This is a genomic window from Hyphococcus luteus (assembly GCF_002943565.1).
GTDB lineage: Bacteria > Pseudomonadota > Alphaproteobacteria > Caulobacterales > Parvularculaceae > Hyphococcus > Hyphococcus luteus.
In genome coordinates, this window is record NZ_PJCH01000001.1 from 111,615 (window position 1) to 133,270 (window position 21,656).

Below are 21,656 nucleotides of genomic sequence, written 5' to 3' on the forward strand. Positions count from 1 at the left end.
AGTAACCGGAACACTGTGCGATACTGAGAAATCATGTCTGGAATTGATACAATTTTCCCCAAAATCACCCTCATATGCGGGTGATCAAAAGACGCATTTATTTTTAAACTGTGCTTTCTGAGTTTTCTATGGGGATTTACATGTCTGAAGCTGCTGCAAAAGTGCTTGTCGTCGACGATCTGGAAGACAATCGAAATGTATTAAGCCGCCATCTTCTGCGCATGGGATGTGACGTCTCCATGGCCAGCAATGGCCGCGAAGCGTTGGAATCCATTCATGGAGACGATTACGAAATCGTTCTGCTCGACATCATGATGCCGGAAGTCGACGGATTTGAGGTTATCGAAAAACTGCGGACGGACCAGGAGGGCAAACAGCCCTCCATCATTGCGATTTCCGCACGCCATGACACGGACGCCATCACCCGCGCGCTCAATATGGGCGCCAACGACTATGTTACGAAACCTTACGATTTTCCCGTCGTTTGGGCGCGGGTCGAAAAACAGCTCAATCAGGCGCGATCGACCAGACTCATCCGCGACGTCAACACGCGCCTCGTGAAAAGGCTCGCCGAGCTCCGGGATAAAGAAAACATCAAAGCCGAAGATGACGACGCGGCTGTCGAGGCGATCCTGAAAGCGGCGCTGAAATCCGCCAACCGGAACGATTTGCAGGGCAAGCTCAATCATGAAGTCCGCACCCGGCTTCATCACATTCTAGGCCTTTCCCAGCAAATGAAAAGCTACGATATCGAGCGCTTGAGTCCGGAGGAAGCGGCCGCGCGCATCCGCGATATCGAGAAAAGCGGCTGGGGCCTTCTCGGCATCGTCGAGGACCTGACCGATTTCCTGACGCTGCAACAGGGCATGCCCGCGCCGTCTAATCTCGACGTCAATTTGCGCGAATCCGTCTTGCATGAATGGGAGATGCTCGATCATCGCCAGAACATGAAAGACGCGAAGATCAATATTTACACCGACCAGCCGGACCAAACGGTCAAAGGAAATCCGCATTATATCCGCAAAGCCGTCTCGGCGGTCTTGTCCAATGCGGTTCGGTTCGCTGACAAAACCCCTTCCGTCAAAGTACGCCTAGAACCGGCGACAAGAGAGTTTTTCAAGATTGCCGTTGAAGACAACGGCCCGGGCGTTCCGGCAGAGGAGCGCGAGGACGTGCTGGCGCCTTTCTATCAGGCGAAGAACGCCAAGACGCCGGAATATGAGGGCCTCGGTCTCGGGCTCGCCATCGCCAACACCATCATGACCCATCACCGGGGCAAGATCGAAATTTCTGACGCCCCTTCGGGAAAAGGCGCGCTGGTGACGCTTTATTTTCCCTATCTGCAACCCAAGATAAAGACGGCCTAAACCTTGCCTCCACGACTTGCCTTGCGCGGCGGCCTCCCGGCCGCCGCTTTTTTTCAGGCGCGGACGTGTTTTTCCAGCATCTGTGAAAGCTGGGCAAAGTCTATGGGCTTTGAGAGATAGTCCGTGCAGCCTGCGTCCAGGCATTTCTCGCGGTCGCCGCGCATGGCGTAAGCCGTGAAGGCGATGATCGGCAGCTCTTCATAGGTCTTTTGCGCACGGATCTGCTCGGCCGCCCGCCAGCCGTCCATGACCGGCATGTTCATGTCGAGAAGCACGACGTCGAAATCTTCCGACAGCGCGCGTTCAAGGCAGGCCTTGCCGTCGGCGACAAACACAGCCTCACAGCCTTTACGCTTCAAATAACGCTCCAGGATCGCCCTGCCGTCCGCGTTGTCATCGGCGATGAGGATTTTAAGCGCTCGCATATAAGCCTCTCATAACGGCGCCTGCTGCATCAGGCGGCGTCTTCCTCCGTTTGCGCCGCGTTGCCGGCGCCGTTTCTCACCCACATCGTAAACCGCGAGCCCGCGCCCGGCGCGCTTGTTGCAACGATGTCGCCGCCCATGAGCTGGCAGAAGCGCCTGGCGATCGGCAGGCCGAGCCCCGTGCCGCCGGTATTTTGTTCGCCCGCCTCTTCAACCTGCACGAACTCGTCGAAAATCGCTTCGCATTGCTGCGGCGTCATGCCTTTGCCCGTGTCGCACACTTCGAAATAGATCATCGGCGCGCCGCCGTCTTCGTTCATCCAAAGCTTTAGCGATATCTCTCCGCCTTCGGTGAATTTTGCAGCGTTGCTCAAAAGATTGAGCAGGCATTGCGAGACCTTTTGTCTGTCTATGACGACCGAAGACAGCTCTTCAGCGATATCGACCGCAAGGATATTGCCCCGTTTCGTCACCAGAGGATCGACGCTGGCGCGGATATCGTCCACAAACTCTTCGACGCTGACGTCGCTGTAGGAAAGCGTCATCTTATTGGCCTCGACCTTGGAAAGGTCGAGAATGTCGTTGATCAGGTTCAAAAGGTTGCGCGCATTGACGACAACGCGGTCGAGATCCTGATATTCCTGCGAGCCCTGTTTGCCGTCATCGGCGAGGTCCTGCAGCATGAGATCCGTATAGCCGAGAATGGCGTTGAGCGGCGTTCTGAGCTCATGGCTCATATTCGCCAGAAACCGGCTTTTGGAAAGATTGGCGTTATCCGCCGCTTTTTTTGCGTCCTGAAGCTCCCTGGTGCGGTTTGCGATGGTCTGTTCAAGACGGGACTGGGCTTCCTGAAAGGATTTGCGCGCCTGGGTGATTTCCGTGATGTCGCGGCAGAAGCATAAAAACTCCGGATCCGCGCCGTCATTTTCAATCTTTGAAATATTCAGCTTAAAAAGGCGCGCCTTGCCCTCGCCGGAAGCCAAAACCGCCTGGGTTCTGACGCTCTCCTGGCGCCGGGCGTTGTTCAGGAATTCGCGCCAGGCATCGCCGGAAGGCGCGTTTTCCGTTTGCGGAAACAAGTTCCAGACATATTCGCTCACACACTCCTTGCGCGCCTTTTTCAGAAACTGCAGGGCGCAGCGGTTGAGATCGGTCACGAGACCGCTTGCGGAAACGAACAGGAGCATGTCGTCATTGGCGTCAATGACCGAAATCATGCGATGATTGAGGCGGCGGCGCCTTTTCTCCTGTTCGATTAAATCGTCGATCGGTTCGGCGACCATCAAACGCATAGCCGGCCCCTTTTCAGGCTCGATCCGGCGTTCATGAAGACGAACGTAATGTTCGACGCCGGCGCGATCGATAAAACAACAGGGCCGCGCCGCGCCGGCGCCGCAAAGCGACCCGGCTTCATCCGCCGAAAGCGGCGTCAACAACGGCGCCTTACAGCCCTGGGGCAAAGACGGCTCCAGCCTGAAAAAACTTTTCGCAGCAGGCGTCGCAGACTGCACATGGTCATCCGTATCGAGAATGAACGCCATCAGGTCGGCCGGCAGGTCTTCAAGACAGAGGGACCCGTGCGTCTCGGCGGCGTTGCCGCGCCGCGGCGGGCGCAGCGCCGCCAGCATCAGGACGGCCCAGACCGCCAGCCATTCCGCTCGCGCCGCATCGAAAAGAGCGACGGTCTCGCGCGCGCCAAGATATGACGTCGCGAGCCCGGCGACGGCGGCGAGCGCCGCGCCGGCCCCGAGCGCTCCCGCCCGGCGCCCGGCGACGAAAACAAGCCAGTGCAAAAGAAAACTCAACGGCGCCGCGCCGATCGCGGCTATCGTGACAGCGTTGCGAATATCATCGAACGCCGCCGCCAGCACCGCAGCGAAACCGGTCATGGCGAGCAGCGCGTAAACCAGCGCAGCGGCCATCAAAGTCAGCGGATTGAGGCGATAGCGCCTGAAGATCTGAACGCTGCACACGCCGGCAAAAGCAAAAAGTCCGATCCCCGCAGCCCAGAAAAGCGGCGCATGCGCGGCTGCGGCCGATGGGTCAGGCGACGCGTAAGGCGCCGCCGTCAGTTCAAAGGCGATCAGCGGCGCGAGGCCGAACAGGACGCCGGCGTACAGAAAATCGGCCTGCGTCCAGAGCCGGGAAGCGCCCGCGCCCTGCGCGCGCCGCACAAGCGCGACGGCCGCCCCATAAAGCGCAGCCGCCGCCGCGAAGGAGATAATGAAGACGGTCAACAAGATTTTAAACGTCCGCTTTCGAAATTTTCATTTGCAATCGCGCTTTTATGATTCTACGGAACGTATGTATAAAGACTAAAGCCATTTCAATCGCTCTTATCCTGAGCAAAATCTTAACAAAATCCGGAAAATTGCATTAATCCTTACCCTCATCTGGGGGTTCAGAATTTAAATATAAATGTCGATGCTTCTCGGCCAATCAGCATTACGACCTTCCTTAGACGGAAGTTTTGCTGAGGTGCGAAGAGGAGCGTGACATGCCTTCCATTGGTGATGCCAAAGGCGTTCCGGCCGATTTTTTTTCCGCCGAAGATGCGGCTCTCGAAGAAGCGTCCGCGTCTTCGCGCCTGAGGGCCGAGGAATTTCGCGCAGAGGACCTGGACGGCATTCTTGAAGGCGTGTCCGGATCGGGAAATCTCAACTTCGCCGTTCTTCAGGCCGGGCTGACCGGCGGCGGCGCGCCCGCCGGCGAGGGAACCCATATAGGCTTTGACGGCGTCAGCGTCGACTCGGCCAATGCTGACGCGCTCGGCCGCGGACCGATTGGCGATACGGCGCAGAGTTACGGCGCCGCCCTGCCTGAAGCGCCGTCTTTCAACACGGTCAACGCGCTCGACGGCGCCCAGGCCGGACCGCTTTATATCGACGACGCCGGGCCGAAATCGTTTCAAGGCGGGGCCGGGGCCGCCAGCGGCTCCTCTTTCAGCGCGCAGTTTTCCATTGCCCCGCTTGGCGCCGCAATTAACGAGATTGACGCGCCCGCCGCGCCGCCAATCGCAAAAGGTCCGGCCGTAACGCCGGGCGGCGATGACGGTGGCGGCCTCGCGGACACGCCGCCGGCGACGCAACCCCCGCCCGCGTCCGACGGCGGCGATCCGCCCCCTCCCGGCGGCGATGACGGGGACGGCGGCGGCGACCCTGGCGGGCCGCCCGACAGTCCCGGAGACGACGGACCCGGCATTGACGACGTGATTGACGTCGCCACCGACGTCGTCGTCCCCGTCGTTGAACCAGTGCTGGACCTTGTAGACGGCGTCGCCGGAACCGTGGACGGCGTTGTGGGCGCGCTTCCCCTTGATCCCGTTACCGACATCGTCGGCGATGTGGTAGACGGCGCGGCGCAAGCTCTCGATCCGGTTACGGATATTGTCGACGGCGTGCAGGATGCGCTCCTCGGAAACGCCGAAGAAATCCTCAACGGCGTTCTCACCGAAGTCGACAATCTCGGCGACGCGCTCTTGGGGGACACGCCGCTCGGCGGCCTTGTCGGACTGACGGACTTGACCGACTCTCTGTCGGGCGCAACCGACCTTCTGACTGTTCCTTCCGCAGGCGAGCTTGTCGATGACGCCGTTTCGGGCGTCGGCGATCTTTTCAACACGATTGCGACCGGCGGATTTGGCGAGACTGTCGACGGCGTCACCGATGTCGTCGGCGATCTTGTCGACGGCGGCGGCGCCGACCTGATCGCCGGGGTTTTCACCGATCCGGGCGGAACGCTCGATGCGGTCGGCAATTTGGCGGACACCATCGCAGCGCCAGTCGGCGGGCTTCCCGGCGGCGGCGGCGTCGACGACATTCTCGGCGGCGTCGGCGGCCTTGTCGACGGCGCGGCCGGCGGCCTCATCGACACAATCGGCGAAGACGTCACCAGCCCTCTCGACGGGTTCGGCGGCGAGACCGGCATGGACCTTGTGGACGACGGCCCCATCGGCGATCTCGTCGACGGCCTTGACGGCGGCGGCGAGGATGCAGGCGGCGTTGTCGGCAATATCGCCGATACGGTGAATGACGGCCTCGACCATGCGGCGGGCGACGTCACCGATTCCGTCAGCGATATTCTTGACGGTGGTGACGGCGGCCTTGGCGACATCATCGACGAAGTCACCGACCCCGTCGACGACATTCTCGGCGGCGACAGCGGCGATGGCGGCGTTGTCGATGACATTCTCGGCGGCGTCGACGATGCCCTGGGCGGCGGCGACAGCGGAGACGATGACGGCGGCGGCCTTGGCGGCGTCGTTGACGATGTTTTATCAGGCGGCGGCGAAGGTGGAGACGGCGGCGATCCGCTGATCGAAATCGACTCCGCCCTCTCGCTTAACGGCGACGGCGCGACCGGCGACACCGCCGACGACGGCGAGGGCTCGCTCCTCGATCTCAATCTTGTCGGCCCCCTCGACACGGACGCCACAGCGGACGCTACACAGGACGGCGGCGCCGGCGACCTTCTCGACGACGGCGACGCAGAAGTCTCCGTTCTCGGCGGCGACCCGGTCGATCCTGTGGACGCCGTAGACGAGGTCCTTGACGGCGCGGACGAGACTCTCGACGGCGGCGGCCTGATCGACGATCTCGACGTCGATTCCCTGCTTTCGCCGCTGGATGAGACGGTCGACGGGGCCCAGGAGCTTCTCGGCGCCCAGGAAGGCGACGCCGACCTGTCGCTCGACGTCACGGACACAGGCGATGTGGACGGCGACCTGATCGGCGACCTCGTGATCGGCGACGGCGACGGCGGCGATCTCGCCGGTTTCGACGGCGGGCTTGATCTCCCCGACCCGGACTCGGTCGTTTCCGAAGGACTGACGCTGGTTGACGACGGCCTTTCCGGCCTCGGCGACGGCGGCGGGGGACTGTTTGGCTGATGTCCGGGGCGGCGGGGGCGGATAAAAAGTACGATTGGTTCTGGCGCTCCCGCACGCCCGAGCTGATCGTCGGCACGATCTTCATCAACATTCTCGCAATCGCCCTGCCGATCTTCTCCATGCAGGTTTACGACCGAGTCATGCCGTCGCGCGCCAGCCAGACGCTGATCATGCTGGTCATCGGCGTCATCGTTGCGATCGGGCTTGAAATCGCCCTGCGCATCGAGCGCGGGAAGATCATTTCCAAAAACGGCGCAACATTTGAGCGCAATCTCTCCAGAGCCGCCATCAGGCGCGTTCTGAATTCGAGCCTTGATGACCTCTCGGCGCAAACCGCCTCCCAGCGCCTGCAACAGCTTCAGGCCATCCGCGCTTTCCGCGATTTTCATTCCGGCTATGCGCTCACCGTGCTGATCGATTTTTCCTTCGTCTTTCTTTATCTGGCGCTGATTTTCCAGATCGGCGGGCTTCTGGTTCTGGCCCCTCTCGCCATCGTGGTTTTCATTCTCGCCAACGGCCTCGCCGGCAGCCTTTATCTGCGCGATGCGATCGCCGAACGCCGGGCGGCGGATGAAGCGCGTTACGGTTTCCTGGTCTCGACGCTGCAAAGCATGAACGCGCTCAAATGTTTTTCCCTCGAAAAACTGTTCGAGCGCCGCTACGAACCGCTGCAATACGCCACCAGCGCCGCCAATTTCCGGGTTTCGAAAGCCTCCGCCAACATGCTGAACACCTCCATGGTGCTCGGCAATCTGATGACCGCCTCGGTGGTCTCCATCGGGGTTTTCATCGCAACCTCGGGCTCTTTCACCATCGGCGCGATCATCGCCTGCATCATGCTTTCGGGCCGGCTCATTTCCCCCCTGCAACGCGGCATGATCTTGTGGATGAAATACCAGGAATATGACGCAAGCCGCGAACAATTCTTCTCGCTGATCGGCGGCGGACAGGACGCCGCGCGCGTCATCGACGAAGCAAAGAACGAAAACGCCAGACGCGTTCTCACCCTGCGGCGTTTCAATGCGCCGATCGGCGACAGCGCGCCGCTCCATTTCCGCGAAGGCGATATCGTGCGCATCAGGGCCGAAGCGCCGCAAAAAGCTTCGCGTCTCTTGAAAATCATCGCCGGCCTCGCCCCGCAGGCGGGCGCGGAGATCATCATCGACGGGCGGCCGCTTTCCTCGATCCCGCTTGCGAAACGCGCCGCTTATGTCGGCTATCTCGCGCCCGGCGCCGAGCTTTTCAACGGCGCCATTCTCGACAACCTCACGAGCTTCGGCCTGCGCGAGCGCCATGACGCCCTGAAGGTCGCCCGCAGCCTCGGCATCGACAAGGAAGTCGCGCGCATGCCCAATGGTTGGAACACGGTGATCAGCGGCAAGCAGGGCGACGAAGCGCCCACCGGCCTCAAGCAAAGGATCGCCATCGCCCGCGCGCTTGCGGCCCGGCCGCGGGTCATTCTCGTGGACGAGGCCTGCGAGCTTCTCGACAACCGCAGCTACGACCTCACGGTGACGACGCTTCTGGAGATGAGCGCGCACAGCGTCATCCTCCTGAACACGGCGGATGAAAATTTTATCCGCTTCTGCAACCGCGACCTGCAGGCGGAAGGCGCGGGCGCCGCTCTCACCCGGCGTCGCTCCCCGCTGGGATTCGGGGAGGCGCAGGCGTTATGACCCGAATCGGCGATCAAACACCGGACGCATCGCGCGCGCCTGAAGACGGCGCCGTCGCGAAGGAAACCCATGCGCTTTACGAACGTTTGCACGACTTGCGCTGGGGCGACGGATTTTCCGGCCCTTATGCGGAAGCCTTCTGCGCCATTCTTTCCGTTCTCGGGCGCAACCGCTCGGTGCGCGAAGTGGTCGAGATCATGCCGCATTTCGGGCATGGCTTTCATCTGATCGATCTGATGAACGCCATGGTCAATCTCGGCCTTGACGTTGCGCGCGTGAAAACGCGCGACCAGGACAAGCTCGAAGCGCCGGCGCTTGTTCTTTCGCCGCGCGGGGTGCTGAAAGAACCGGTTCCCTACGTCATTCTGGATATTGACATTCAGGACGGCGACCGGATCGCCCGCGTTTTCGACAGCGAAACGCGCGAAACCCGGACGGTCAACCTCGATGATGACAAGACGCTGCGCGGCGCGAGCATTTACGCCTTTTCAAAATCGTCATCCGACAAAAAAGAAGCCGCCGCCGTCTTGCGCGCAGGCGCCGGGTTTGGCTGGTTCCGCGCCCTCGCCATTCGCTTTTACGGGCTCTTGGCGCAGATCCTGTGCCTCAGTTTTCTGATCAACATTCTGGGCCTGGCAACCCCGCTCTTCATCATGATCGTCTATAACCGCGTGATTTCGGCCCGCGTCAGCGAAGCCTTCCCCTATCTCGTGGCCGGCGTCACCATCGCCATCGCCTGCGACTGGTTCCTCAGGGGGCTGCGCTCGCGCCGCCTCGCCTGGATCGCCGCGCGCATCGACAACATCATCGGCAATCTTTCTTTCTCGAAACTGATGCGCCTGTCCTCGCAGACCAGCGACAGCGTCTCGGTGACGGCGCAGCTTTTGCGGTTGCGTTCTTTTGAATCGCTTCGCGATTTTTTCAATTCCGTCGCCTTCCTGTCGGTGATGGAGCTTCCTTTCGCGGCGATTTATCTCGTCGCCATTTTCCTTATTGGCGGGGTGCTTGTCGCCGTTCCCCTCACCTGTGTCGGCCTTTACATCGCGATCTTTGTGCTGATGCGCAAACGCATCGGCGTCGACATCCGCCGCACGGCGCGCACCGGCGCAGCGAGCCAGCGTTTCCTGCTGGAGACCTTCGCCAAGACCCAGGACATTCAGGCCTCGGGGCTCGGCGGCAAATGGGAAAGCAAATACGCCAGCCTTTCCAAAAAAGAATATGACGCGTTCGCGCGCCTCACCAACGCCGGCAATCTGGCGGAAACGCTCGCCCATGGCGTGACGCTGCTGGGCGGCCTCGCCACGCTCTCCTTCGGCGCCATGCTGAGTTTTTCCGGCCAGATCCAGGCGGGCGCGATGATCGCCTGCCTGATCCTCACCTGGCGCACGCTGACGCCGTTCCACAATTTCTGCGCGGTCATTCAGCGCTTTGAGCAAATCCGCAACAGCGTCCTGCAGATCGACTCGATGATGGACGTCGTCGAAGAAGAGGAAGCGCGCGCCGCCGGCGCGACGCTGAAATCCCTGCGCGGCGGCGTCACTTTCGAAAAAGCGGGGCTTCGTTTCGACACGCGCACGACGCCGATCTTCACCGATATCAGCTTTTCGGCCGCGCCCGGCGAAGCGATCGGCTTCACGGGCCGCAGCGGCGCCGGCAAATCGCTCATTCTCAAGCTGGTGCAGGGCATGTACGACCCTTCTTACGGGGCGGTGCGCATTGACGGTTTCGACATTCGCCAGCTCGACACGACGAGCCTGCGCTGCAAGATTTCCTATATCCCGCAACAGCCGCAGCTCTTTCAGGGAACCATCGAGGAAAACCTGCGCCTTGTGCGCCCCGATGCGAGCCATGAAGAAATCTGGCGCGCCCTCGATATGGCGGGCGCGACCGACGCGGTGAAAGCCCTCGCCGGCGGTCTCGCCACGCCGGTCGTCAAAAACCGGTCGCTTTCCTTCGACCTTCTCATGCAGATCTCCATGGCGCGGGCTTATCTTCTCGACGGCGGTCTCTTTCTCATCGACGAATTGCCGAGCCCCCTCGTCATGGGCGAATGCGGGCTGCGTCTCAAAATCTTCATTCGCGAAAACGCCGGCAAGCGCACCATTCTGGTCGCCTCGCAAAACGAAGAGCTCCTCAGCCTGTGCGACCGCGCCTATGAGGTGACCCCTTACGGCTTGCGCCAGGCCGGCGCCGCGCCGGCGGGGGCGAAAACCGAAACCGGAAACGCCATGGAGCGCGTCGCATGATCAAAGATTTGTTTGCTTCACGCCAGGACGGCGGCGCAGAGGACGAACGCGCCGCCGACGATCTGCGCTATCTCGCCGCCTCGGTGGAGCTCGCCGAGCCGACGGCGCCGAACGATTTCCGCAGCGTGACTTTCGCCATCGCAGCCGTGGTCACGGCGCTCCTCGTCTGGGCGGGCGTCGCCAATATTCACGCGGTGACGCGCACCAAAGGCGAAGTCGCGCCCTCAAGCTCCTTGCGCACCGTTCAACACCCCACCGGCGGCGTCATAAAGGATATTCTCGTCGAGGAAGGCCAGCTCGTGAATGAAGGCGACCCGCTCGTCGCGCTTGTCGGCGACGGCGTCGTCGAGGATTTGCGCCAGGCGCGGGAAAAGCAGCAGACCCTTTATGCGCGCGAAGAGCGCTTTCGCGCCTTTATCGAGGGGCGCGAGCCGGATTTCAGTCATCTCGCCAACGCCGACGCGCGCTATATCGAAGAGCAGAAAAAGACCTTCCGCAGCATGCGCGGCGCGCTCATCGAAGAACGGGAAGTCATCGCCGAACAACGCCGGCAGAAAAACCAGATGCTGCAGGCGCTGAAGGAGCAAGCCGAAACCATCGCCAGCAACCTCAAAATCGCCGAGGAAATTTACGAACGCCGAAAAAGCCTTCTCGCCGAGGGCTATTTGCCGCGCATTCAGTTTCTCGAAACCGAACGCAATCTCAACGATCTCAAAGGCGCTGCCAAACAGATAGACCGCGACATTGAGCTCGCGCACACGGCGCTCGCCGAATACGATCAGCGCCTTGACCTGCAGGAGGCGAAAGCGCGCGACAACGCCTATGTGGCGCTCGACAACATCACCGCCGAAATCGCGCAAAATAAAGAGACGATCGAAAAGCTCGAAGCGCGCGCCCGGAGTCTGACCCTCGAATCTCCCGTGCGCGGGCTCGTCAAGGGCCTCAGCGTCAACTCGCTCGGCGGCGTCATCGGCCCCGGCCAGATCATCGCCGAAATCGTGCCGCTCGACGACGAGCTGATCGTTGAAATCAAGATCTCGCCCAAAGACATCGGCAAAATACACGCCGGCCATGCCGTCGACGTGAAATTCAGCGCTTACGATTATTCCCGCTTCGGCTCGGTGCGCGGCGAACTCACCTACGTTTCCGCGACGACATTCTCCGGCGCGGGGGGCGAGCGCTATTACCGCGGCAAGGTCTCGCTCGATAAAAACTATGTGGGGAGCGATCCGAGCCGGAACATCATCATTCCCGGCATGACGGTGATGGCGGACATCATTCTCGGCGACCGCACGCTTCTCGCCCATATCCTCTCGCCCGCCCGCAAAGTCGCCGAAAGCGCCTTTAAGGAGTAACCTTATGAACGCCGAGACTTCCCTGAAACCCGATGCGGACGCAAAAAGCGCGCCCGTCCAGATCGTTGTCTTTTCGGCGGACGCCGGCCACGCCCGCGCCATCGCCAGGGAGCAGGACGGCGCCTGCGCCATCTTCGACGATCTTGCGAAAACCGCGCAGCATCTCATGGACATCGAGGACGAGCGCGCCGTCCTCGTCGTCGATCTCCTCGGGTTTTCCGGCGACGGCCTTGAAGAGCTCGCCGAGTCCGTCGCCGGCCATGTCCCGACCGTTCTCATCTGCGAAGCCGCGCAAGAGCCGCACCTTCCCGAGATTCTTCTCGACGCGGCGTTCTTTGTCATCCATGCGCCGAGTTCGAAAGGAACGGTGAAATGCATCATCGAGGCGGCGCGCAAAAAAGCCGCGCAGACCCGCGCCGCGGGCGCGCATTACCTCAAGCTTCTGGAAACGTTGAAAACTGCGGAAACGGGTAAATTCGTTTTCCGCACCATCCAGGAGGCGGAAACCCTGGCGCGCTTTTTGGCTTACGCTTTCCCCGACCGCGCGGCGGCCGCCAAGGGCCTGACGGAGCTCATGCGCAATGCGGTCGAGCACGGCAATCTCGAAATCGGCTTTAAGGAAAAGGCGCGCCTCATCGAGGACGGCATGCTGGAAGCCGAAATCGACCGGCGTCTCGCCGATGACGCCTATCAGGGACGCGCCGCCGAGGCGGTGCTCGCGAAAAAACCCGAAGGCGTTTACGTCGTCATCACAGACAAAGGACCGGGTTTCGCCTGGAGCGATTTCACCAAATTTTCGCCCGACCGCGCCGCTTATAAAAACGGGCGCGGCATTCAGCTCGCCCGCCTCACCTGCTTCGACAAGCTCGCCTATAACGAAGCCGGCAATCAGGTGACGGTGTTTGCAGCAACGAATCACGGCCCCAAAGACCTGACCTGAATGCCGGCGATATGATTTGCGGCGGCGCTCTTCTCGGGGGCTTTACAGGGAAATTTCGCGCTTCAGGCGCGGCGTGATTTGGAGAAACAGCGCTGAAACCAGCCGGCGGCGAGATCCGCCGCACGCTCGAGCGTTCCCGCTTCTTCGAAGAGATGGCTCGCGCCCGAAACCACCTCAAGCTTCTTTTCGCAGCGCAATTCCGCCAGCGCCTGCCGGTTCAGCTCCAGAACCTGCACGTCTTTGGAGCCCACGATCAATAATGTCGGCGCGCGGACAGCGTTGAGGGCGGCGGCGCCGGCGAGATCCGGCCGCCCGCCGCGGCTGACGACCGCCGCAACCTCAGCATGTTCGTCCGCGGCGGCCATGAGCGCCGCGCCAGCGCCGGTGCTCGCCCCGAAATAGCCGATCGGCAGCGCCTCGAAGCCAGCCTCGTTGCGCGCCCACGCCGTTGCTTCCAGCAAACGCCCGGCGAGGAGGCCGATGTCGAAAACGTTCCCGCGGTCGGCGCTTTCCCCCTCAGTGAGAAGGTCGAAAAGCAAGGTTGCGACGCCCGCTTCGTTAAGGCGTTTAGCGACCATCGTATTGCGCGGGCTCAATCGGCTCGATCCGCTTCCGTGAGCAAACAAGACCAAACCCGGCGCCTTTTCCGGCGTCGAGAGAAATCCGGCGAGACGCCGGGGCGTCATGACGACTTCCCGCGTTGAAAAACCAGAACTATTCATCTTTAAGCGCCTAAAGCATCGCGCCGGTTATTTTGCTTTCTTACTTAGCGCAAATATTCCACAATCGGCGCGTTATTGTCCCATCAAAGCTGCTGTAATATTCTCAATGAAGAGCTTGCCGCGCATATTGATCCACGTCAAACTACGGCGCTCCATCCGCTGCTAGCGAAATAAAGGCTAACCGTAGCGAGAGGTTTCCCTGATGGAAACAGATCCTCACATCACTTTTGAAGACATGGCGCCCCCGGACGCGGTGCGCGCGCGGATTGAGCAGGAAATCCAAAAACTTGAGCGTTTTTTCGGGCGGATCACGGCCTGCCGCGTTGCGGTCGGCAAGCCGCAAAAACACCATCGCCATGGTGATTTATTCTCGGTGACTGTTCATTTGACCCTGCCCGGCGGCAAGGAAATCCACGCCGACCGCAACCCGCCGCTCGATCACGCCCATGAAGACATCTATGTGGCGATCCGCGACGTCTTCGCGGCTGCGCGCCGCAAATTGCAGGATGAAGCGCGCAAACTGCGCGGCGACGTGAAACATCATGATGCGCCGCTCGAAGCCGTTATCGCAACATTGGTTGCGGAAGAAGACTACGGTTTTCTTGAAACGGAAGACGGCCGTGAAGTGTATTTTCATCGCAATAGCGTCGCTAATGATGGTTTCGACAAGCTGCAGACAGGCGCTCGCGTCGCCTTTGCCGAGGAGAGCGGCGACAAAGGTCCGCAGGCCACTTTCGTCAAACCGCTGTGATGCTTTTAAAATAGGAGGCAAGAATGGGCGATAATGCAGCCTCGAAAACGGTCGATCTGACAATCAATCTGGAAAAGGCGTTTTACATCCTGATGAAAGCGCGCGAATTCGACGAAAAAACCGAAGCGTCCGGAATGGAGGAAGGATCCAATCCGTCCGACGACAAGGATGTCGCCATTCTTGAAGACAGCCCCGGGGATGCGACGCAGGAAGAGCTGACCTCCGCCCTTGAAGCGCTGAACGAAGACGAAAAGCTCGATATTATCGCCTTGACCTGGATCGGGCGCGGCGATTTTACGATTGGCGAATGGGCGACGGTCCGCAAACGGGCGGCGGAGATGACCGACAAGCATATCCCGCTCTACCTCCTCGAAACGCCTCTATTCAGCGACTATCTTGAAGAGGGCTTGTCTCAAGCCGGATTTGATCTCGACGAATTTGAACGGGAGCATTTTTGAATTCCGCCTGGGGCGTATCATGTGGATTTCATACGGACGGATTAAATGTTGACGGTTGCAACGAAAAGCCGAACGCAAAAAAGACCTAGCGAAAAGCGCTGCTGTTTCGGGGGTCCCGCAGTAAGCGGTTGAATGTGCTGTGATGCGGTCCCTTTGATGCACGTTACTATCAGGCTTCAGATGCGGCTAGGTTGTGTCATAGTTTGAGTGCAGCATCTCCTTTTGAAAAAAGATACGGAGGTTTTCATGGCAGCCGCCCAAAGAAAACGCACAAGACTGCTCATCTTCTTCTTGCTTCTGGCCGCCTTGCTTTTCGCGACGGGGGCCCTGTTTGCACAGATCACAACCAAATCCGGCGAACAGATCGACGCTGGCGATGTCTCGACTGACATGGTGTTTCTGGCGGCCGGCGAGCTCTCCATATCGGCAAAATCGTCGGACGATATATTCGCGGCCGGCGGAGATATTTCAATCAATGGCGCCCAAGCCGATCACATGATCGTCGCGGGCGGCGACATCACTGTCACGAAAGCCGGCTTTCACGATTTCATCGTGGCGGGCGGCGATGTCGATCTGATCGACGCAACAATAACCGACGATCTCGTCGCCGCCGCCGGCGATCTCAATGTAAGAACCGATTTCCGGGTCGACGGGTCTGCGGTTCTTTCAGGCGGCGACATCTCGATCGATGCGCCGATCGGCGGAGAGCTTCGCGCCGCCGGGGCCAGCGTGCGCCTTAACAGCGAGGTGGGACAGGACGCCCATATCGTGGGCGAAGAAATCTTTATCGGACCAAACGCCCGGATCGGAGGCGATTTGCGCCACCGGTCCGGCAAAATCCACATCGATCCGGCCGCTGTGGTGTCGGGGCAAATCATAGAGCTTGAGAGTCCGGCAAGGCCCGACCTTGAGGCATGGGGCGTGAAAGCGGCGGCGGCCGCCGCCGCGTTCGCCCTCGCCTTTTTGATCGGCGTCGCCTTGCTGATCATTGTGATTGCGCTCGCCTTGCCGGCCCTTATGAACAGCGCAAGCGACACGATCCGGGAGAAACCGTTCTCCATGCTCGGGATCGGCTTTCTCATCTCCGTCGCCGCGCCGATCGTGGTCATATTTCTTTTCGCCACCATTTTCGGCATTCCGCTGGCGCTTTTGATCGCTGTCCTTTACGCCGCCGCGTGGCCCCTCGCCATCGCCGCTTTCGCGTATTTTCTGGGCATGCAGGCGCGCCGGGCGATGAACAAAAATGCGGCGCCGCCAGGCGCTCCCGCCCGCGCCATATGGTCTGCGCTCGCCGCCATCACGCTCGCGCTTGTCTCGCTCATTCCCATATTGGGAGGGCTGGTCTGGATCATCGCCTTTGTCATAGGGCTGGGCGCGGTCATGACGCGGGGCGGCAAGGCGCTGGCGCTCAAGGCATGATGCGGCGAACGGCGCCGCCGCATCATGGGCCTTGCTTGCGCGCCCGGAGTGAGACGCGAAGGGCCGCCGCAATTCGCCGCTGGCCTTGATTTAACAACAAAAAGAGAGTGCGCTATGGACCGGCTTCAGGAAACGAGAGGCGCTGATGGACGAACCGATCATTCGAAAATCCGGAGCGGCCGCCGGCGTTCAGCCCAATCTCACTGATTATGAAAAGGCATGCGCGGAATTCTCATGGGAGGCTGCGCGCGCCGAGCTTGACGGGCTGCCGGACGGCGGCCTCAATATCGCTTATGAAGCGCTCGACCGCCATGTCGCCAATGGCCGCGGCGGCAAGCTCGCCCTGCGCTGGCTCGGCAAAAAGGGCGAGGTCAGGGATTTCACCTATGCCGAACTCAACGCCGCCGCCAACCGCTTCGCCAATGTCCTGGCGAAGACGGGAATCGAAAAGGGCGACCGGGTCTACACCCTGGCGGGACGCGTTCCCGAGCTTTACATCGCCGCGCTCGGCGCGCTGAAACGCGGCGCGGTTTTTTCTCCGCTGTTCTCGGTTTTCGGTCCCGAGCCAATCCGCACGCGCATCAATCGCGGCGAAGGCCGCGCGCTCGTCACGACGGAACGCCTTTATAAGAAAAAGATCGCGCCCTGGCGCAGCGAAATCCCAAGTCTCGATCATGTTTTCCTGATCGATGGCCGGGAAGCAGACAAGCATGAAGAGGTGATCGACCTGCAGGGAGAAATGGACGCGGCGTCCGAGCAATTCGAGATCGCCCAAACCGGCCCTGAGGACATGGCGCTCCTGCATTTCACCAGCGGGACCACGGGAAGGCCGAAAGGCGCGATCCATGTTCATGAAGCCGTCGTCGCCCACCACATCACCGGCAAATACGCGCTCGATCTCCACAAAGACGATGTTTACTGGTGCACGGCCGACCCCGGCTGGGTGACCGGCACGTCTTACGGCATCATTTCGCCGCTCACCAATGGCGTGACCATGATCGTCGATGAAGCCGATTTCGACGCCGAACGCTGGTATTCGATTCTGCGCGACCAGAACGTCACCGTCTGGTACACCGCGCCAACCGCGATCCGCATGCTGATGCGCGCCGGCGCGGACATGATCGAGCCGGGAAGGTTTGACAAGGTGCGCTTCATGGCGAGCGTCGGCGAACCGCTGAACCCTGAGGCCGTCGTCTGGAGCAATGAGAAACTGGGCCGCCCGTTTCACGACAATTGGTGGCAGACCGAGACCGGCGGCATCATGATCGCCAATTTCGCCAGCGAAGACATCAAGCCCGGCTCCATGGGCCGCCCCCTGCCCGGCGTCGAAGCGGGTCTTGTCCAGCGCGGCGACGACGGGAGCGTGCGCGAGGTCGCCGAACCGATGAAAGAAGGCGAACTCGCGCTGAAAAGCGGCTGGCCGTCGATGTTTCGCGGCTATCTTCACGAAGAAGAACGCTACCGGAAAAATTTCGCCGGCGAGTGGTATCTCACCGGCGATCTCGCCATGCGCGACAAGGACGGCTATTTCTGGTTTGTGGGCCGCGCCGACGACGTCATCAAATCGGCGGGGCATCTCATCGGGCCTTTCGAAGTGGAAAGCGCGCTTGTGGAGCATCCGGCCGTTTCCGAAGCCGCCGTCATCGGCGTTCCCGATCCCGTCGCCGGCGAAACCGTAAAAGCCTTTGTCGCGCTCAATCCGGATTACGAAGAAAGCGATGCGCTGCTCAAAGACATTCTTGGCCATGCGCGCAAGCGCCTTGGCCCGGCCGTCGCGCCGAAGGAAATCGTTTTCCGCAAGAGCCTGCCGCGCACGCGCAGCGGCAAGATCATGCGCCGCCTGTTGAAAGCCCGCGAGCTCGGCCTGCCCGAAGGCGACATCTCCACACTCGAAAGCGATGAAACATGACCGAGGCTGACAAGCTGCATTTAAACCGGGAAAGCCTGCTCGATCTCCTGACCCAGATGATACGCGTGCGCCGCTTCGAAGAAAAATGCGCCGAACTTTATCAGGCGGAGAAAATCCGCGGGTTTTTGCACCTCGCCGTCGGAGAGGAAGCGGTCTGTACCGGCGTCATGGCGGCGCTTGCGCCCGAAGACGCCATTGTCGGCACTTATCGCGAACATGGGCATGCGCTGCTGCGCGGCGTGCCGGCGAAAGACATCATGGCGGAAATGTTCGGCAAGTTCGAAGGCTGCTCCAAGGGCCGCGGAGGCTCCATGCATCTTTTCTGCGCAGAACATCGGTTTTTCGGCGGCTACGCCATTGTCGGCGGCGGTCTGCCGCTTGCAGCCGGGATGGCGCTCGCCGACAAGATGCAAGGCAAACCCCATGTCACGGTCTGCTTTTTCGGCGAAGGCGCGGCGGCGGAGGGCGTTTTTCACGAAACCATGAACATGGCGGCGCTTTGGAAACTGCCGGTTCTCTTTATTTGCGAAAATAATCTCTACGCCATGGGCACGCGCCTCGACCTTTCCGAATCCGAGACGGACATCCACGAAAAGGCGCAAAGCTACAACATGCGCTCTGAAAAGGTGGACGGCATGGACGTCGTCGCTGTCGAAGCCGCCGCCGCGCGCCTCGCCGCCATGGTGCGAAAGGGCGACGGGCCGGCTTTTCTCGAATGCCGCACCTATCGCTTCCGCGCCCACTCCATGTTCGATCCGCAGCTTTACCGCAGCAAGGAGGAGGTCGAAGAATGGAAGGAGCGCGATCCCATCAAACGCCTCACGGACTGGATGGCCTCGGCGAACCTGCTCCATGACGACGACGTTTCGAAAATCGAGGCCGAAGCCGACAAGGAAATCGCAGACGCTGTCGCCTTTGCGGAAGCCGGCCAATGGGAGCCGGTCGAGCACATGACCGCCGATGTTTACGCCGGAGCAACGTCATGAACGCTGCAAAGAACAACGAAGCGACAGAACTCACCTATCGCGACGCCTGCCGCGAAGCGCTCCGCGACGCCATGAGCCGCGACGAGCGCGTCTTCCTGATGGGCGAGGATGTCGGCCATTACGGCGGCTGTTACGGCGTCAGCAAAGGCCTCTTGGAGGAATTCGGGCCCGAGCGCATTCGCGACACGCCGCTTTCGGAAAACGGCTTTACCGGGCTTGGCGTCGGCGCAGCCTTGAACGGCATGCGGCCGATCGTCGAAATCATGACGGTGAATTTCTCGCTGCTCGCCCTCGACCAGATCGTCAACAATGCCGCCCTTCTCCGCCATATGTCGGGCGGCCAGTTCGGCGTTCCGCTAGTCATCCGCATGGCGACCGGGGCGGGCCGCCAGCTCGCCGCCCAGCATTCGCACAGTTTCGAAGGGCTCTATGCGCATATTCCGGGGCTGAAAGTGCTGACGCCGGCGACCCTGGAAGACGCCCGCGGCATGTTGTGGACGGCGCTCGAGGACCCCGACCCGGTGATCATTTTCGAGCACGTCATGCTCTATAATATGATGGGAACGCTCTCTGCTGACGCCGGCGCCCTTCCCATCGACAAGGCCGCTGTCCGGCGCGAAGGAAAAGATGTGAGCCTCATCACCTATGGCGGCTCCCTGCCCAAGGCGCTCGCGGCCGCGGAAGAACTTTCCAAAAATGGGGTCGAGGCGGAAGTCGTCGACCTGCGCACGCTGCGCCCGCTTGACGACGAAACCATCCTCGCCTCGGTGCGCAAGACGCGCCGGGCGGTGATCGTCGACGAAGGCTGGCGCACAGGCAGCCTCTCGGCGGAAATCAGCGCGCGCATCATGGAAAACGCTCTGTGGGACCTCGACGCCCCGGTGGCGCGGGTGTGTTCGGCGGAAATCCCGATCCCCTATTCCCATCATCTCGAAGAGGCCGCGCTGCCGCAAACACCTGACATCGTCGCGGCGGCGCGCGGCGTCACAGGTTAGGCGATGTATATCTTCCGCATGCCCTCTCTCGGCGCCGACATGGAAGCGGGCGCGCTCGTCGAATGGGAAAAACATCCGGGCGATCCGGTGAAGCGCGGCGACATCGTCGCCGTCGTCGAAACCGACAAGGGCGCCATTGAGGTCGAAATCTTCGTTGACGGCGTCATGGGCAAACAGCTTGTCGAGACCGGCGCCAAGGTTCCCGTCGGAACGCCGCTCGCGGAAATTGAAGGCGCCGAAGAAGACGCTGCAACGGCCCCCCCTGAGGCGACGGCGCCGTCCGCCGTCCCCAAAGCCGAACCGGCGCCGCCAAGCACGCAACGGCGCGCTTCGCCCGCAGCGCGCAAGCTTGCGGCCGAAAAGGAGATTTCCCTCGACGCGCTCAAAGGCACAGGTCCCGGCGGCGTCATCGTCCTGAAAGACGTCGAACAGGCGGAAGGCGAAACCGCGCCCCGCGCCGGGCTCGACCTCTCCAAAATGCGCGAGGCGATCGCCGCCGCCATGGCGCGCTCGAAGCGGGACATTCCCCATTATTATCTTTCCACCGAGATCGATATGGCCGCGGCGAGCGACTGGCTTTCAAAAACAAACGCGCCGCGCACGCCGGACAAAAGGCTGCTTCCCGCCGCGCTGACTTTGAAAGCCGCAGCGCTTGCAGCACGCAAATATCCGGCGATGAACGGCTTTTACGACCCGGCCACAGGCTTTGCGCCCAGCGAAGACATTCATATCGGCGTCGCCGTCGCCATCCGCGGCGGCGGGCTTGTATCGCCCGCAATCCATAACTGCGACAAGCTCGGCCTTGACGACCTCATGGACAAGCTGCGCGACCTCGCCGCCCGCGCGCGGGAGGGACGGCTTCGAAGCTCGGAACTTTCCGACGGCACGATTACGGTTTCGAGCCTTGGCGAGCGCGGCGTCGAAAGCCTTTACGGGATTATCTATCCGCCGCAGGTGGCGATTGTCGGTTTCGGGACGGTCACGCAGCGCCCGGTCGCGGTTGACGACAAGGTCGCCATTCGCCCTATCATGACCGCAACCCTCGCGGCCGACCATCGCGTCAGCGACGGCCATCTGGGCGCGCGTTTCCTGAAACATGTCAACGCCCTCCTGCAGGAGCCCGAAAAACTATGAACAAGGATGACGCGCGCAAACTGATCGTCGAAGAGCTTGGCAATATCGCGCCCGAGGCCGATTTCGATACAATCGACGCCGGCGCCGACTTGATGGAGGAGCTCGACATCGATTCGCTCGACTTCCTTAATTTCATTACGGCGCTCCATAAAAAGACGGGCGTGAACGTGCCCGAGAGCGACTATCGCAAGCTTGCAACGCTTGACGGCGCGGCCGCCTATCTCGCCGAAAAGACAGACTAGAGCGCAGCGCAAGTCTTGTGAAAGAAGGACATGGCGAAAACCGAAGAAGCCGGTGAACTTCCAACCCTCGCCCTACGCCTACGCAAAAAGAAAGAGAGCAGCCTTCGATAGGAAGGCTGCTCCTGGAAATGCCGCCGAGCCGT

Annotated in this window: 17 protein-coding genes; 14 read left to right on the forward strand and 3 right to left on the reverse strand. The window is 61.0% G+C overall.

Annotated elements, in window-relative coordinates; translation table 11 throughout:
* The first annotated feature begins 140 nt into the window (after positions 1-140).
* A complete protein-coding gene (locus tag CW354_RS00440; RefSeq protein ID WP_165793454.1) occupies positions 141-1,367 on the forward strand; it encodes an ATP-binding response regulator in 1,227 nt (408 codons plus the stop codon).
* A gap of 53 nt (positions 1,368-1,420) precedes the next feature.
* On the opposite strand, the gene CW354_RS00445 is transcribed toward CW354_RS00440, so the two are convergent.
* Together CW354_RS00445 and CW354_RS00450 are read right to left on the reverse strand one after the other, a co-directional pair.
* The gene (locus CW354_RS00445; RefSeq protein ID WP_104828083.1) at positions 1,421-1,792 is read right to left on the reverse strand and encodes a response regulator; all 372 of its coding nucleotides are present in this window, start codon (positions 1,790-1,792) and stop codon (positions 1,421-1,423) included.
* 29 nt (positions 1,793-1,821) lie between these two features.
* Positions 1,822-4,032 (reverse strand): PAS domain-containing sensor histidine kinase, encoded by a 2,211-nt coding sequence (locus tag CW354_RS00450; protein ID WP_104828084.1) that lies wholly within the window; start codon positions 4,030-4,032, stop codon positions 1,822-1,824.
* 257 nt (positions 4,033-4,289) lie between these two features.
* Between CW354_RS00450 and CW354_RS00455 the strand changes: the two genes are divergently transcribed.
* The 5 genes from CW354_RS00455 to CW354_RS00475 are packed head-to-tail and all read left to right on the forward strand — an operon-like array spanning position 4,290 to position 12,897.
* Entirely contained in the window at positions 4,290-6,680 is a 2,391-nt protein-coding gene (locus CW354_RS00455; protein ID WP_104828085.1) for a hypothetical protein, read from the forward strand.
* Complete coding sequence (locus tag CW354_RS00460) at positions 6,680-8,356, forward strand: ABC transporter transmembrane domain-containing protein (protein WP_104828086.1); 1,677 nt, start codon at positions 6,680-6,682, stop codon at positions 8,354-8,356. The genes CW354_RS00455 and CW354_RS00460 overlap by 1 nt, the downstream gene beginning before the upstream one ends.
* Entirely contained in the window at positions 8,353-10,602 is a 2,250-nt protein-coding gene (locus tag CW354_RS00465) for a peptidase domain-containing ABC transporter (RefSeq protein WP_104828087.1), read from the forward strand. Before CW354_RS00460 ends, CW354_RS00465 begins: the two co-directional genes overlap by 4 nt.
* Positions 10,599-11,957: an HlyD family type I secretion periplasmic adaptor subunit gene (locus CW354_RS00470; RefSeq protein ID WP_104828088.1), complete on the forward strand. Its 1,359-nt coding sequence runs from the start codon at positions 10,599-10,601 to the stop codon at positions 11,955-11,957. Before CW354_RS00465 ends, CW354_RS00470 begins: the two co-directional genes overlap by 4 nt.
* 4 nt (positions 11,958-11,961) lie before the next feature.
* Complete coding sequence (locus tag CW354_RS00475) at positions 11,962-12,897, forward strand: ATP-binding protein (protein WP_104828089.1); 936 nt, start codon at positions 11,962-11,964, stop codon at positions 12,895-12,897.
* Positions 12,898-12,959: 62 nt separating this feature from the next.
* Here the strand turns inward: CW354_RS00475 and CW354_RS00480 are convergent, their stop codons facing one another.
* A complete protein-coding gene (locus CW354_RS00480; protein WP_207764592.1) occupies positions 12,960-13,619 on the reverse strand; it encodes a dienelactone hydrolase family protein in 660 nt (219 codons plus the stop codon).
* 202 nt (positions 13,620-13,821) lie between these two features.
* Between CW354_RS00480 and CW354_RS00485 the strand changes: the two genes are divergently transcribed.
* The 8 genes from CW354_RS00485 (at position 13,822) to CW354_RS00520 (ending at position 21,513) form a co-directional block, all read left to right on the forward strand.
* On the forward strand, positions 13,822-14,370 hold the full coding sequence (locus CW354_RS00485) for an HPF/RaiA family ribosome-associated protein (protein ID WP_104828090.1): 549 nt from the start codon (positions 13,822-13,824) through the stop codon (positions 14,368-14,370).
* A gap of 23 nt (positions 14,371-14,393) precedes the next feature.
* Complete coding sequence (locus tag CW354_RS00490) at positions 14,394-14,828, forward strand: DUF3775 domain-containing protein (RefSeq protein WP_104828091.1); 435 nt, start codon at positions 14,394-14,396, stop codon at positions 14,826-14,828.
* 246 nt (positions 14,829-15,074) lie between these two features.
* The gene (locus tag CW354_RS00495; RefSeq protein WP_133162104.1) at positions 15,075-16,247 is read left to right on the forward strand and encodes a DUF8173 domain-containing protein; all 1,173 of its coding nucleotides are present in this window, start codon (positions 15,075-15,077) and stop codon (positions 16,245-16,247) included.
* A 145-nt stretch (positions 16,248-16,392) separates the two neighbouring features.
* Positions 16,393-18,156 (forward strand): acetate--CoA ligase, encoded by a 1,764-nt coding sequence (gene acsA, locus CW354_RS00500; RefSeq protein WP_104828093.1) that lies wholly within the window; start codon positions 16,393-16,395, stop codon positions 18,154-18,156.
* On the forward strand, positions 18,153-19,142 hold the full coding sequence (gene pdhA, locus CW354_RS00505; protein ID WP_104828094.1) for a pyruvate dehydrogenase (acetyl-transferring) E1 component subunit alpha: 990 nt from the start codon (positions 18,153-18,155) through the stop codon (positions 19,140-19,142). The genes acsA and pdhA overlap by 4 nt, the downstream gene beginning before the upstream one ends.
* Positions 19,139-20,137 carry an alpha-ketoacid dehydrogenase subunit beta gene (locus CW354_RS00510; RefSeq protein WP_104828095.1) on the forward strand — a complete coding sequence of 333 codons (999 nt, stop codon included), beginning with the start codon at positions 19,139-19,141 and terminating at the stop codon, positions 20,135-20,137. Before pdhA ends, CW354_RS00510 begins: the two co-directional genes overlap by 4 nt.
* Before the next feature lie 3 nt (positions 20,138-20,140).
* A complete protein-coding gene (locus CW354_RS00515) occupies positions 20,141-21,271 on the forward strand; it encodes a dihydrolipoamide acetyltransferase family protein (protein WP_104828096.1) in 1,131 nt (376 codons plus the stop codon).
* Entirely contained in the window at positions 21,268-21,513 is a 246-nt protein-coding gene (locus tag CW354_RS00520) for an acyl carrier protein (protein ID WP_104828097.1), read from the forward strand. Before CW354_RS00515 ends, CW354_RS00520 begins: the two co-directional genes overlap by 4 nt.
* Positions 21,514-21,656 lie beyond the last annotated feature (143 nt).

Excerpts from the sequence above, each read along its gene's own strand:
- CW354_RS00440 (WP_165793454.1), top strand. The coding sequence starts at position 141 with ATGTCTGAAGCTGCTGCAAAAGTGCTTGTCGTCGACGATCTGGAAGAC.
- CW354_RS00445 (WP_104828083.1), bottom strand. The coding sequence starts at position 1,792 with ATGCGAGCGCTTAAAATCCTCATCGCCGATGACAACGCGGACGGCAGG.
- CW354_RS00455 (WP_104828085.1), top strand. The coding sequence starts at position 4,290 with ATGCCTTCCATTGGTGATGCCAAAGGCGTTCCGGCCGATTTTTTTTCC.
- CW354_RS00460 (WP_104828086.1), top strand. The coding sequence starts at position 6,680 with ATGTCCGGGGCGGCGGGGGCGGATAAAAAGTACGATTGGTTCTGGCGC.
- CW354_RS00465 (WP_104828087.1), top strand. The coding sequence starts at position 8,353 with ATGACCCGAATCGGCGATCAAACACCGGACGCATCGCGCGCGCCTGAA.
- CW354_RS00470 (WP_104828088.1), top strand. The coding sequence starts at position 10,599 with ATGATCAAAGATTTGTTTGCTTCACGCCAGGACGGCGGCGCAGAGGAC.
- CW354_RS00475 (WP_104828089.1), top strand. The coding sequence starts at position 11,962 with ATGAACGCCGAGACTTCCCTGAAACCCGATGCGGACGCAAAAAGCGCG.
- CW354_RS00480 (WP_207764592.1), bottom strand. The coding sequence starts at position 13,619 with ATGAATAGTTCTGGTTTTTCAACGCGGGAAGTCGTCATGACGCCCCGG.
- CW354_RS00485 (WP_104828090.1), top strand. The coding sequence starts at position 13,822 with ATGGAAACAGATCCTCACATCACTTTTGAAGACATGGCGCCCCCGGAC.
- CW354_RS00490 (WP_104828091.1), top strand. The coding sequence starts at position 14,394 with ATGGGCGATAATGCAGCCTCGAAAACGGTCGATCTGACAATCAATCTG.
- CW354_RS00495 (WP_133162104.1), top strand. The coding sequence starts at position 15,075 with ATGGCAGCCGCCCAAAGAAAACGCACAAGACTGCTCATCTTCTTCTTG.
- acsA (WP_104828093.1), top strand. The coding sequence starts at position 16,393 with ATGGACGAACCGATCATTCGAAAATCCGGAGCGGCCGCCGGCGTTCAG.
- pdhA (WP_104828094.1), top strand. The coding sequence starts at position 18,153 with ATGACCGAGGCTGACAAGCTGCATTTAAACCGGGAAAGCCTGCTCGAT.
- CW354_RS00510 (WP_104828095.1), top strand. The coding sequence starts at position 19,139 with ATGAACGCTGCAAAGAACAACGAAGCGACAGAACTCACCTATCGCGAC.
- CW354_RS00515 (WP_104828096.1), top strand. The coding sequence starts at position 20,141 with ATGTATATCTTCCGCATGCCCTCTCTCGGCGCCGACATGGAAGCGGGC.
- CW354_RS00520 (WP_104828097.1), top strand. The coding sequence starts at position 21,268 with ATGAACAAGGATGACGCGCGCAAACTGATCGTCGAAGAGCTTGGCAAT.